The following is a 14,492-nucleotide window of genomic DNA, read 5'->3' on the forward strand; positions in this document are numbered from 1 at the left end:
ATAAAAAATGTTTGGATAGCTTAATGGACGCATCAAAAAAGACACATAACGAACAAGATAAACAAAAAAAAGTTGTACTCACGGGAATTACCCCTTCAGGCATCGCACATCTTGGTAACTATATTGGGGCAATCAAACCTGCTTTAGAAATGGCTAAAAATGATGCGTATAATGCTTATTTTTTTATTGCCGATTATCACTCATTAATCAAGCTTTGGGATCCAAAATTGCGTCAGGAATATATTTACGATATCGCTGCCACTTGGCTTGCACTTGGGCTTGATCCCACAAAGGTTGTATTTTACCGCCAATCAGACATTCCTGAAATCGCCGAGCTTAATTGGATCTTAACCTCTGTTACAGCAAAAGGGCTTCTAAATCGTGCACATGCATATAAGGCTGCTGTCGATCAAAATGAACTGGAAGGGAAAGCAGATCTTGATAGCGGTATTAATATGGGACTCTTTAATTACCCTGTACTTATGGCTGCGGATATTTTAATGTTTAATGCAGATTTAGTCCCTGTTGGTAAAGATCAAATTCAACATATTGAAATTGCTCGTGATATCGCCAATCGCTTTAATCATATATACAAAACCAATACGCTCACAGTCCCAACTGCAATGATCGAGGAGAAAACACAAACAATTTTGGGATTAGATGGCAGAAAAATGTCAAAAAGCTATGGAAATACTATTCCACTATTTGCGCCCTCTAAAAAGCTTCGAAAGCTCATCATGAAAATTGTGACCAACTCTCAGCTGCCTGAGGAGCCAAAATCAACCGAGAACTGCACGATCTTTTCTTTGTATGAACATTTTGCAACACCAAGTGAAATTAATGCATTGAAAGAGCGTTATCAAAATGGCATTGGCTGGGGTGAGGCAAAACAGATTTTATTTGAAAAAATCGATAGCGTCTTAACCCCTTTTAGGGAGAAATATGATGATTTGATGGCAAATCGCCACATTATTGATGAGCATCTTAAAGCTGGTCAGCAAAAAGCGAGATTAGAGGCACAAAAGGTGCTATCAGCTGTTAGAAAAAAAGCTGGAATTTAGTGTTATGTACGCCATTATTGCAAACTTTGGTGATGACAGTATTGCACTTATTCAATGGGCTTATGAAAACAAGTTAAATGATGTCCATGTACTCTCTGTTGACACCGGTTGGCAAGGGGAGCAATGGGAGGCACGATGCGAGCTTGCAGATAAATGGATAAAAGCCCTTGAGTTTACACATCAGCGACTCAAGCCTGAGCATGACTTTTCCACATTGGTTGAGGCAAGAAAACAGTTTCCTTCACAAAAGTTCCATTGGTGTGCAGGTTTTCTAAAAGGTATGGCCATTCTTTCTTGGCTAGAAGAGCATGATGAAGATTTCACAGCAACGGTTTTATTACCCAATCAGCGCTCTATGTCAAAATCCCAGTTTGACTTACCATTCAAGATAGAGGAGTCTGAGCGCTATGATGATAGAGCAGTCTCCTACCCTCTTTATGCACATAGCAAATCATCACGCGATGCGCTTATTGAGAAAACACCGTTTAAGACACCGCTTAATCACCGCTCACTTGAGTGTCAAGCATGCATTCACTTTACTCAACAAGATACCAATACACTCACTAAGAATGATATCCAACGAATTGAGGCATTGGAAAGCAAAGTCAATACCACGATGTTTGACAAGCCTTTTTCAGCATACTTAGCAGATAAAAAGAATGCTACAGATAAAAACTACTATGATGAGTTTGCTAAAACCTGCAGCTGGGATTATGGCTGCGGACTATAAAGCTGATAGTTTATCAAACTGAGTTTGTAGCTTTGTTTTTGTCAGTTCATAATTAGCAAGCTTTTCTTTTTCTTTAATGACAACAGCCTCTGGCGCATTAGCAACAAATTTTTGATTATTAAGCTTACCTTGTATGCGGCTAATCTCTTTATCAAGCTTTAACTTTTCTTTGTCTAATCGTGCGCGTTCGGCATCAAGATCAATCAACCCTTCAAGTGGGATATGAATCTCCAATCCAGCAACGATATTCGTCGCTGAGAGCGGCGCTTCAACGTTTATATGAATATCAGCTACTTTTGCCATCTGAGCAATTATATCACTTAGCTTTTCAATTCTGCTTGTTAAAACTTCATTGGCATTTTTAAAATAAACAGGAATAGATACACTTGGTTTTACATTCATCTCAGAGCGAATTGTACGAATCGCTGTAATAACTTTTTGCAGCCATTCCAACTCCTCACATGCTCTTTGATCTTCTAATGTTACATCCACTTCAGGGTATTTCACCAACATCAGTGAGTCTTTCGTATTCTTTGTATATGATTTAACTTCTTGATAAATCGCCTCACTAATAAATGGAATCACTGGGTGAACCAACGCCAATATTCCTTCTAACACTTTAATCAAAGTATATTGGATCGCTTGTTTTTTATTTTCAGTTGTCTTAGGGTCATTTAATAGTGCTTTGGCAAACTCAACATACCAGTCACAATATTGATTCCAAACAAACTCATATAAAGATTGCGCTAATAAATCAAAACGATAGCTTTCAATATGTTTATGTGAGAGCGCTACTGTTTGATTAAATTGATGCCAAATCCACCTCTCTGCAACCCCCATATCAAGGGCATGCTTATTTTTATACGTGACATCAAAGCCCTCTAGATTCATCATCACAAAGCGAGAGGCATTCCAAAGCTTATTACAAAAATTTCGATATCCTTCCATTCTGGCAACATCAAAATTAACATCACGCGAAGTCGAAGCAAGCGCGACAAATGTGAAGCGAAGGGCATCGGTTCCATAAGCTTCAATACCATTTGGAAAGTGCTTTCTTGTCTGCTTTTCAACTTTTGCCTTCATTTGAGGCTGCATAAGAGATGAAGTACGCTTTTCAATCAAACTTCCCAAGTCAATGCCATCAATCAAATCAACAGGGTCTAGTACATTGCCCTTAGATTTAGACATTTTCTGCCCTTCTGCATCACGAATAAGTCCTGTAATATAAATATCTTTAAACGGTATTTCCTTCATAAAATAAAGGCCAAACATCATCATTCTGGCAACCCAGAAGAAGATAATATCAAACCCTGTCACAAGCACACTTGTTGGGTAGTATTTCTCAAGCGCGGCTGTCTTCTCTGGCCAACCTAACGTCGAAAAAGGCCAAAGCGCGGCTGAAAACCATGTATCAAAAACATCATCATCCTGTGTCAGGCAAACATCTTCTGATAAGTTATATTTAATACGTACCGCTTTTTCATCCTCTGCAACATAAACATTGCCCTTTTCATCATACCAAGCAGGAATTCTATGTCCCCACCAAAGCTGGCGAGAAACACACCAATCCTGTAAATCTCTCATCCATGAATAATACGTATTCTTCCAATTATCTGGCACAAATCGAACCGTTCCATTTTCTACAACTTCAAGCGCCTTTTTGCCGAGCACACTTGCTTTTACAAACCACTGTTCTGTCAAATACGGCTCAAGCACACTTGATGTTCTATCGCCTCTTGGGACTTTAAGTGTATGCGACTCAACTTTGGCTAAAAGCCCGAGCTGATCCATATCCTCAACGATGGCTTTACGCGCATCAAAGCGATCAAGTCCACGGTATTTCTCAGGCACACTATCATTTAACTTAGCTTCTTTTGTTAAAATATTAATCATTGGCAAATCATGACGCTTGCCAATTTCATAGTCATTAAAATCATGCGCTGGTGTGATTTTAACACAGCCTGTTCCAAAGTCTTTCTCAACATATTCATCTGCAATAATCGGAATGTCTCGATTTGTAATTGGCAAGGTAATCTTTTTGCCAATAAAACTCTGGTAGCGCTCATCTTCAGGATTCACAGCAACAGCCACATCCCCTAACATTGTCTCTGGACGTGTGGTTGCAATTTCAATATAGCCACTTTGATCGCTCAGAGGATATTTAAAATGCCACAGGGAGCCTTTTTCCTCCTCTTGCACCACTTCCAAATCAGATACCGCGGTTAATAACACAGGGTCCCAGTTCACAAGGCGCTTACCACGATAGGCAAGCCCATCTTCATGTAATTTCACAAATGCCTGCGTCACTGCTTTTGATAAGCCCTCATCCATTGTGAAACGTTCACGCGACCAGTCAGCTGAAGCACCTAATCTTCGCATTTGCTTTGTAATATTCCCACCAGAGTATTCCTTCCATCGCCATACTTTTTCAATGAACTTTTCACGCCCTAAATCATGACGCGAGATACCCTCAAGATTTAAGTTTCTCTCAACAACCATTTGTGTTGCAATTCCCGCATGATCTGTTCCTGGCTGCCATAAGGTATCATCACCCATCATACGATGATAACGAATTAACACATCCATTAAGGTATGCTGAAATCCATGCCCCATATGTAAAGTTCCAGTAACATTAGGTGGAGGCAGCATAATACTATAGCTCCCCCCTTCAGTGTTTCCTGAACGAAAGTACCCACGCGCTTCCCAGCTCTCATAGCACTTGCGCTCAAGTGATTTTGGATCATAATTTTTATTCATTTCAGACATTAATGATTGGCCTTATTACGCTAAAAAATGCGCTTTATCTCGCACCCAATTTAAAGAAATAGATGCATTTAAAATCGTGCAGCCATAATACCATAGCTGTGAATGAAACCAAATACTGATTTAGAGTTAGAAAGGCTTGACGATCATTTATGTCATAAAGACATATTTAGGAAAGTTCAAATAGACAATTTATTAGTGATAATTCACCCAAGGCTTTGAGAACACATTGTATTTATTAAGCCCATTTTCATGAATTTTATTCAGCATATCGCATTCAAATGAAACACTCTCATTCACTTGCACCGGCGCGAGACTAATGCCATAACGCCTACACCAACGTTTCACTGTCCATATTTTATATCCGGTTAACTCAGATACTTCTGCATAGGAAACCCCTTTATCACAGAACTCATGCAATACTTCACAAGCCGACTTACCATATTTCTTTGCAATGTTCATTTCAAAATTATCACTGTACTGATTTGGCATATTTAATCCCCACATAACTAGAAGGTTCCACTACTTAAGCTGAAGTCTAAATAACGAATACTTCAGACGATGAGCTATTGGACCTTTATAAACAGTAATCAGCATTATGTCATAGAACATTTGCTCAATCTAATTAGTAATAGTTATCGCATTAATAACAAAAAGCTATACCTTCATTAGCCAGTTAGGTAAGCTTGAGAGAAAATTTATTGCACGATATAAAAGTCTTTGGGAGATTTTGCACGATAGTTTTGATAGTTTGGATTGCCAACAGTATATCGCGCTTTTATATCATTAAACTGTAACGCTGATAAGCAATGGTTAATATCATTTTTATAGGTAACATTAGCGCAATATTGTGATGCAAAGTCATAGTATTTGCTTAGCGTATAATCGCCTTCAGGCTGGTGTATTTGATAGGTTGTGTAATTTGCAATGCTCCACTTATCTGTTTGCGCATTTTGTGCCAATTGATAACTTTTTAATGATGGAGAATTACCATGCGAAGTTGATAGACCCGCTGTAAAATACTCACCGATTGTTTTTCCAGAGAGCTTTAAAACCTTAAACTCTTCCATATGCGTATGCCCAACAAACATTCCTTGAATAACGCTCATGTACGGCGCTATGAGATCAATAAATGCTTTTTTATATTGCTCCTGCCAAAAAACAGAACCATCATAAACATTGTTGCCCAAAGGAATATGCATCGCAATTAAAACACTTTGTTTTTGTGTCTTGGCGCGATCCAGTACTTCTTTCAAAAAGTGAAACTCTTTGGCAATACTGTCTTTATCTCCCGCATGATTAGGAGAAAACATCACACTATTAAGCCCAACTAGTAGTAGCTTCGGTGCAAGCTGAATACTGAAATACCCTAAATGTATATTTTGCTGTTGTATACATGGGTAGGCTGCTGTTGAGTCTTTACAAAGCACACCGGAAGATAAAAACCCATTTTTAAAACCCGCCTCTATAGCAATACTATAAGGAGACAGCTCCCCTTTTGTAAAATCACCATAGTTTTTCTGAGGACTGTCATTATTACCAAAGACATTAATAATGGGCGTATTGGGAAAAGCTTTTAATAGCCCTTTGTAAATTACCAACTCATTTTTCTTAACATATTGCTCACGGTTAAATGAAAAGAGCGACTGATGCCCAACCATATCACCAAGGTACAATACAAAGCTCGGCTTTTGAATAGTCTCTTTTGCATAGGTGTTCTTTGAAATAAGTGCCATCAAAGCGTTAAATGATGCTGCATCCATATCATTATCACCATTATAACCTGTTGGATCAGTCTCCATTTTATGAGTTTGCTCAACATTCAAATGAATATCTGACACACTTAAAAAATTGATTTTATTTGCCACTGGTGCTGCTGCATACACTGAAGATATAGCAAGCGATGCACCAAAGATATACTGCAGTATTTTTTTCATAAAACTTTCCTTCAACTTTCCTTTCTCATCTGCTTTAACCCAAAGCTTCACCTTATGATATCGATACAAAATGCATAGTGAATCTTTGGATACTTTGATCAACTATTTTAATAGTTGAATATGGCTACTGGGTAGCGTAATTTCCCTCATTTTATTAACCAACTGATAAATGCATACATCAAGTTTTCTTGCAAAAAACTTTGCACTATATTCCTCTGAATTCACCGCAAGTGAAATTCCTTTTTCATATTCAAATGGTTCAGCTTCCGCATGGCTTTGTTGAGTTAAGCCAGATTTTATACAAGATAAAAAAGGTGCTATTTCTTTAAAATCAACCATAATTTCCAACCCCTTTGCCACTTCCTTGACATAGTTTTCAAGTGTAAATATCTTAAGTGCATTCACTCTTAGCTGATCATTGTAGGCATCAATACTTGCTTCCCCTTCGACAATAATAGTGGAATCAACCTTAATATCCTCCTTAATTCGATCATATAATTCACTAAAAATTACCAGCTCCATGCGCTCTTGAGAGTCATCTATTTGCAAAACTGCCATTAGTTTACCTGATTTGGTTTTACGCTGAGTTAGAGAGACAACAACACCCGCTAAAAGTACCGACTCTTTTTTCCTTGTTGGCGCAACATTTTTAAGCGGAACTGTTTTTAGAGCATTTAACCAAAAACGATCTTCATCAATAATATGACCCGATAGAAACATGCCTAAAACAGACTTTTCATAAATCAATTTCTCTTTATTGCTCCAAGGTGGTATTTGCTTATCTTTTGGCATTATCTTTTTCTCAGAGGCATCATTTTGTGCAAATCCAAAAAAATCAAGTTGGCCACTATTATTCATTTGCTGTACTTGCTCTGCTGATTTCATAGCATCTTCAATCTCAGCCATCAAACCCGCTCGATGCACACCTAATATATCCATCGCCCCTGCGTAGATAAGTGCCTCACAAACCCGCTTATTTACTTTTCTTAAATCCACGCGCAGACAAAAGTCATATAAATCTTTAAACGCGCCATTTTTTTCTCTTTCTTCAGCAATCAAATCAATGGCTGCATGACCCACACCTTTTATCGCGCCAAGACCATATACAATTTCACTTTGATCATTGACGGTAAAGACATAATCACTTTCATTTATATTTGGCAGATTCAAGCTTAGCTTTAAATATTTACATTCAGAGATAAAATTCACAACCTTATCGGTATTATCCATATCAGAAGATAGTACTGCTGCCATAAATGCCTCGGGATAATGCGCTTTAAGATAAGCTGTTTGATAAGAGACAAGCGCATAAGCTGCCGAATGCGATTTATTGAAACCATATTTAGCAAACTCTTCCATTAAGTCAAAGATAGAGCTTGCAAGTTTCCCATCGATTCCATTTTCCAGTGCACCTTGTTCAAAGGTTTCACGCTGTTTGGCCATTTCTTCAGGAATCTTTTTACCCATCGCGCGGCGTAATAAATCCGCTGCACCTAATGAATAATTTGCCAGAATCTGTGCAATTTGCATCACCTGTTCTTGGTATAAGATTGTTCCATAAGTCTCTTTCAACACTTCTTTTAGATCAGGATGCGGGTAGCTTACCTCCTGACGGCCATGCTTACGGTTAACAAAATCATCGACCATCCCAGAGCCTAAAGGACCTGGTCTATAAAGGGCAACCAAAGCAATAATATCCTCAAAGCAATCTGGTCTTAAACGCTTGATAAGCTCTTTCATGCCGCGAGACTCAAGCTGAAAAACCCCTGTTGTATCACCTTTTTGTAACAACTGAAAAGTCTTTTGATCATCCATCGGTATGAGCGCGATATCAATCGCTTCTTGTGATTGTCTTTGTCTTGTTTTATTTACAATCTTAAGTGCATTATCAATAATCGTTAGGTTTCGAAGCCCCAAAAAGTCAAATTTGACAAGACCAACCTCTTCAACATCTTTTTTATCAAACTGCGTAACTAACTGCTTAGAGCCTTCTTCACAATAAATAGGAGAAAAATCAGTTACTTTTGATGGCGATATCACCACCCCAGCAGCGTGCTTTCCGACACTCCTGGTTAACCCCTCCAGTTTCAATGCACTTTGTAAAATACTCTCTACAGCCTCATCTTCTTTGGCATAATCATATAAAGGTGTTCCTTTTGCACAAGCATCTTGGAGTTTTATCCCTAAATCATTTGGAATTAATTTAGCAATTTTATCAACAAAGCCATAAGGCTGACCTAATACACGACCCACATCACGCACCACAGCTTTTGCTGCCATAGATCCATAGGTAATAATCTGTGATACACTTTCAAAGCCATATTTTCTTGCTACATAATCAATTACCCGATCTCGCCCGTCCATACAAAAATCAATATCAAAATCGGGCATAGAAACCCGCTCTGGGTTTAAAAATCGCTCAAAAAGAAGCCCGTATGGAATGGGGTCAATATCTGTAATTTTCAGCGCATAGGCAACCAAAGACCCAGCCCCTGAGCCACGCCCAGGTCCTACAGGGATATGATTTTCTTTCGACCACTTAATAAAATCGGCAACGATTAAAAAATACCCTGGAAATCCCATCTGGCAAATAACGTCAATCTCTATTTGAAGTCTTTGCTCATAGACTTGAATTATAGATAATTTTTCCGCTTCATTTTTATCCTTTAGCATAATGGCAAAGCGCTCATTAAGCCCATCGTATGACACCTTAGCAAAATATTCAGCCTCAGTTAAACCTTGCGGAATGTCAAAGCGTGGCAACACAGCATCGCCCAGATTAAAGGTAACATTGCAGCGCTTGGCAATAATAAGTGCATTTTCAATTGCCTCTGGCGTCGCTTTAAAAAGTGCACTCATTTCATCGGCTGAGCGCAAATACTGCTTAGTACTAAAGCGTGTCTTTCTGGTTTCATCTAAAAGCGTATAGCCCTGATAAATGCCCACTCTGACTTCATGGTCATCAAAATCTTCTTCATTTAAAAAGCGCACGCTATTGCTTGCAACAAGTGGCGCCTTAAGCTTATGAGATAATGCCTTAGCAAGTTCTATATATTGAAAATCATCTGCTTTGGAAAGCTGTTCAATTTCAATAAAAAAGTTCTCTTCACCACAAAGTGATTGATAAAATGAAACGAGTGACTTTGCTCTATTTGGATGACCTGTCAAAAGGGCTTTTGCAAGCTCCCCTTCCATACCGCCACTTAAAATAATCACTTCTGTAAAGTCATACTCTCTTAGCCATGATTTCACGACAACAGGAACGCCTTGATAGCGCTCAGCATCCAAATATGCTCTGGAAATGAGCTCAGAAATAGACTGATAGCCTTTATTCGATTCGGCTAAAAGCGTGAGCTCAAAGCACTCACCATCTTCTCCCTCAACTAATAAATCCACGCCAAAAATAGGTTTAACCCCCGCTGCCAAGGCTAATTTATAAAATTTCACTGCGGCAAACATATTACTCATATCTGTCAAAGCAATGGCAGGAATATTGCGCTTAACGCATTCTGCAAGTAGTGGTTTTAAACGAATGATACTATCAACAAGAGAATACTCACTATGTACTCTTAAATGCGCAAATTGCGTGGCCATAAAGCTAATTCATTATAACGGTATTTCAGACTAATGATTAAGTCTATCATGTATCAAATGCCAGCGCTAGCAAGAGGCAAAATACACAACAACAGCAAAGAAGCAGTATGGAAAAATCGGTAAAGATATACTTTTTCCTAGAATTCTACCTTTAAAACGATAGAATATCACTAGAAGCTAAGAGCAGAAGTACACAAATTGGTTTTTGATAGATAAACCAAACACTCCTTTGATAAGACAACAAGATGAACATATTTGATAAAAACTTTAACATAAAGCTTATTTATTTGGCGATTGCCTGCACTGCGCCAAGCATTGGGCTGGCTAAAATCACCTTAGAAAACCCTCTGCAAAAGAGCTGGCAGTGTCATGCAAATAAAGATGGAACATGGCAATGTAGTGAAACTGGCGATAACACTCAAGATTTATTCAAAACAAATGTCCTTCCTAAAGAGAAAGCACAGATTATCGCCAACGCACTGAATTGGATTCCAACAAATAGCCCTGATAATATTTGCGGTGGCTATTATTACCAATACCCTATTATTCCTAACCCGTCAAAAGATCCCGATATTCAATTCCAACGAAGTCAATATTCTCCAGATGGTACGATTACTGCTGAGGGAACAGTTGAGGTTAAAAAAGGCAACCAATATCTCTCTGCAGATAAAGCCATCCTTAACAAAACTGAAAACTCAGATAAATTTAATAAGATTGATTTATCTGGCAATGTCAATATCAGCCAGCCAGGGCAATTAGCTATCAGTAAAACCGGAACTGCGAATATCAGCAATAATACTGCTACATTTAATGACACTTATTATCTGATAAGGGTGCGTCAAAAGCCAGGTGGCTCTTTGGCAAATATTGCCAACACAGAAAACGCTGAGAAATCTTCAAACTTTACAGGGTTTGCTCATGGTCATGCTGATAAAGTCGTGCAGCATAGTAAAACCAGCTACACCTTAAAAAATGCCACCTACGCAACGGGCAGCCCTTATGATAACGATTGGATGCTTAAATCCAGCACATTAGATCTTGATAGAAAAAGCGGCATGGGAACCTCGTATAACACCTTATTCTATGTCAAAGGCATGCCGATTTTATATTGGCCCTATATTACCTTTCCAATTGATAATAGACGAAAAACCGGTTTCTTATACCCAACTGCTGGATACAACAGCAATTCTGGCTATTATGTATCAACACCGTTTTACTGGAATATAGCACCCAATTATGATTTTCTATTAACCCCTACCGTCTACAATCACCGAGGCGTATTGCTTGATGGGAATTTTAGGTTCTTAACCGAAACACAACGCGGAAACGTTGATGTCCAATACATGCCAGATGATGGGAAAACAGGCACCGATAGAAAAGCCTTTTCTGTTACCGATTATGGCACCTATGGACAAAATTGGACGAGCTTTTTGAACTATCAATACATTGGCGATAAAGATTTTTATAATGACTTTGATAGTGATAATATGGGATTGTCCACCCAAACTTTATTAAATAGACAATTTAAATTTGGTTACGCTGATCCACATTTTAGCTTCAATACGAACATTCAGGCTTATGATGTTATTGATGATACGATGTATTTGGCAAACAGACCATATTGGATGCTCCCGCAAATTAATGCAAACTACACCTATCCAGGCGTACTTCCACATTTTGATTTTAGCTGGACCAATCAATTCACCTACTTCTATAAACCAAGCTTGGATGGATTAAGTCAAGTAGATGGCCAAAGGCTTTATAGCGCTCCGATGCTGAGCTTCCCCTTTAAAAAGAGCTGGGGCTTTTTCACACCATCTTTGACAATGAGCGGCACCTTATACACACTTCAAAATCGAGATGCAGTCAGTTCAAGTGATCCTAATTTCTCACAAAATCAATTCCCAGAGCAAAGTGTTACCCGCACTTTACCAATTGTGAATGTTGATACTGGATTGTACTTTGATCGAACCTTTGAGCTGAATAACCACAAATACACCCAAAGCCTAGAACCAAGGCTATTTTATACTTACATCCCTTATCAAAACCAAAGCAACATCCCCTTGTTTGATACGTCACTGAGTAACTTTAGCTATGCCTCATTGTTCCAAACAAATAGCTTTACCGGTTATGATAGAATTAACAATGCAAATCAATTATCCTACGCTTTACAAACCTCTATCAATGACGCTGAGACAGGCAAAAATATCATCAGTGCGGGCATTGGACAAATTGCTTATTTTGCAGACAGACGAGTCTCTTTATGTTCGGGTACGGATGCTAACTGCGCTAACTCTTATGTGCCGTTTTATGATTCGACTTTCTCAGATGTTGCAGGCTTTTTCAACTACCAGTTTTTACCACACTGGCAGCTATTAAGCAATGCTACATGGAACCCAAATAACGGCAATGTTGACTCACAGACCTATCAGCTACAATTTATGCCTGATAATGACCATATATTTAACGTTGGCTATCAGAATATTCAAGATAACTATGCCTCACTTACACCAGAGCAAATTCAAAATAATCAAAAGCCAGATCCGCTCTCTCAAATTACCTTCTCTGCGCTTTGGAAGCTAACACCACATTGGTCACTCGCAGGGCTTTGGAGTTATGCATTTAATAACCGCCATACCACCAATATGTTCGCAGGCATTCAATATGATGCATGTACTTGGGCTATCAGATTCTTAGCACAACGCTATGTAAACTCCTCAAGTGATCCAAACAATCCATCACAAGTTACAGGCCCTCTCACCAATGCCTTTATTTTCCAATTTGAGCTAAAAGGCTTAGGCGGAAGTAGCGAGAGTTCCCTTAGCCAACGCTTAAGTATGATTAATGGTTACAATGCTAACTCCAGCTTTGGTTAATCAGCCATCACCCAAAGGTAAGTTAAGCTTGCTTTGAATCACTGGAAGAAACACTATAAAAGAGCACATAATCTGTATATAATGGCGATAAGCTAATCGTATAAGAATCATAGATGCGTTTAATTAAAACTTCAATTTATCTTGCTGGGGCTGCGCTAGTTTTAAGCTCAACTGCCATCGCACAAGAGCAAAGCACAAACTCGCCGCCAACGCTTTTACAAAACCCATCACTCATTCAAAAAAATATGACCAAACTGCCAGAGGTGAAAACCACACCAAAGGGCAAACATATTATTAATGAAATTGTTGCAGTGGTTAATGATGAGCCTATTACACTTTCTGAGCTTAATGCCGAGGTCGTCAAAACAAAAGCACAATTGCAAGAGCAGCCAAATGCCCAACTGCCAGATACGCTGACATTACAAAGGCAAGTGCTTCAACAGCTCATCAACCAAACCATTGCCCTACAAATGGCAAAACGACAAGGCATTAGTGTTTCAGATGATGAGGTGAATGCTTCTATCGCACAAATTCTTGCACAAAATGGAATGAGCTTAGATGCACTAAAAACAAGACTTAAACATTCAAATTTAAGCTTTGAAGATTACTTTAATACTGTTAAGCATCAAATGATCATCAATAAACTACAGCAGCGTGCGATTGCTGGAAAAGTCTATATTCCACCTCAAGATATTCAAAAGTATATTAAAACTCATTTTTCTGATAACAGCGTTACTTACACGGTGCAAAATATCCTTTTGGCACTGCCTCAAAATGCCACAGATGCACAGAAAAATACTGAGCTTAAAAAAGCAAATGATATTATTAATGACATTAAAGCAAAGAAAATCTCTTTCTCTGCAGCTGCTCAGAAGTACTCACAAAGCACCAATGCCTCAAGTGGAGGCTCTCTTGGTTCAAGAAAACTCTCAGAGCTACCTCAAATTTATGCTGATGCGGTTGCAACACTACAAGCTGGCGAGATTGCTCCCCCATTTATCGCAAACGGCGGCATTCAGATTATTAAGCTTGATGATAAACAAGTGCCTGAAAGTGCAAAACACTACGTTGATCAGTATAAGGTGAGTCAAATCGTAATTGACACCTCGCCTATTGTTGATAATGAACAAGCTAAAGCAAAGCTGTCAAGAATTATCACCGCGATTGACAACGGTCAAAGTTTTGCTGATGCTGCTAAAGCAAACTCACAAAATCATGATAATGCCAGTGATGGTGGCAATATGGGCTGGATAGATCCAAATACGCTATCGCCAGTGCTTGCTAGCAAAATTAAAACCACCAAGATAGGTAAGATTTCAACACCTTTTCAGGTTGGCAATCAGTGGCAAATTATTCAGGTAAATGATAAACGAAAAGAAGATAACACTAAAGCTTATCAAACTGAACAAGCAACCAACGCGCTTTTCCAGCAAAACGCTCAACAGGCACTTAAAACCTGGATGCTCTCTTTACGAGACAGCGCCTATGTTAAAATTTTAGATGATAAACTCAAACTGCCTGAGCAATAACA

8 protein-coding genes are annotated in these 14,492 nt (G+C 38.7%); 4 read left to right on the top strand and 4 right to left on the bottom strand.

Annotation, left to right across the window (positions count from 1 at the left end; translation table 11 throughout):
* Nucleotides 1-23: 23 nt before the first annotated feature.
* Nucleotides 24-1,061: a tryptophan--tRNA ligase gene (locus A37Q_RS0110505; RefSeq protein ID WP_018300229.1), complete on the top strand. Its 1,038-nt coding sequence runs from the start codon at nt 24-26 to the stop codon at nt 1,059-1,061.
* 4 nt (nt 1,062-1,065) lie between these two features.
* Nucleotides 1,066-1,791 (top strand): hypothetical protein, encoded by a 726-nt coding sequence (locus A37Q_RS0110510; protein ID WP_018300230.1) that lies wholly within the window; start codon nt 1,066-1,068, stop codon nt 1,789-1,791.
* Here the strand turns inward: A37Q_RS0110510 and A37Q_RS0110515 are convergent.
* From A37Q_RS0110515 to dnaE, 4 genes are all read right to left on the bottom strand, one after another.
* Nucleotides 1,786-4,557 (bottom strand): valine--tRNA ligase, encoded by a 2,772-nt coding sequence (locus A37Q_RS0110515; RefSeq protein ID WP_018300231.1) that lies wholly within the window; start codon nt 4,555-4,557, stop codon nt 1,786-1,788. The genes A37Q_RS0110510 and A37Q_RS0110515 overlap by 6 nt on opposite strands.
* Before the next feature lie 192 nt (nt 4,558-4,749).
* A complete protein-coding gene (locus tag A37Q_RS0110520; RefSeq protein WP_018300232.1) occupies nt 4,750-5,046 on the bottom strand; it encodes a hypothetical protein in 297 nt (98 codons plus the stop codon).
* 206 nt (nt 5,047-5,252) lie between these two features.
* Nucleotides 5,253-6,491, bottom strand: a complete 1,239-nt coding sequence (locus A37Q_RS0110525; RefSeq protein ID WP_026196643.1) for a metallophosphoesterase — start codon at nt 6,489-6,491, stop codon at nt 5,253-5,255.
* A 102-nt stretch (nt 6,492-6,593) separates the two neighbouring features.
* A complete protein-coding gene (gene dnaE, locus A37Q_RS0110530; protein ID WP_018300234.1) occupies nt 6,594-10,085 on the bottom strand; it encodes a DNA polymerase III subunit alpha in 3,492 nt (1,163 codons plus the stop codon).
* A gap of 245 nt (nt 10,086-10,330) precedes the next feature.
* On the opposite strand from dnaE, the gene A37Q_RS0110535 reads away from it, so the two are divergent.
* The gene (locus A37Q_RS0110535) at nt 10,331-12,961 is read left to right on the top strand and encodes an LPS-assembly protein LptD (RefSeq protein ID WP_018300235.1); all 2,631 of its coding nucleotides are present in this window, start codon (nt 10,331-10,333) and stop codon (nt 12,959-12,961) included.
* 113 nt (nt 12,962-13,074) lie between these two features.
* Complete coding sequence (locus tag A37Q_RS0110540; RefSeq protein ID WP_018300236.1) at nt 13,075-14,490, top strand: peptidylprolyl isomerase; 1,416 nt, start codon at nt 13,075-13,077, stop codon at nt 14,488-14,490.
* The last annotated feature ends 2 nt before the right edge of the window (nt 14,491-14,492 follow it).

It is taken from the genome of Fangia hongkongensis FSC776 = DSM 21703, from assembly GCF_000379445.1.
GTDB lineage: Bacteria > Pseudomonadota > Gammaproteobacteria > Francisellales > Francisellaceae > Fangia > Fangia hongkongensis.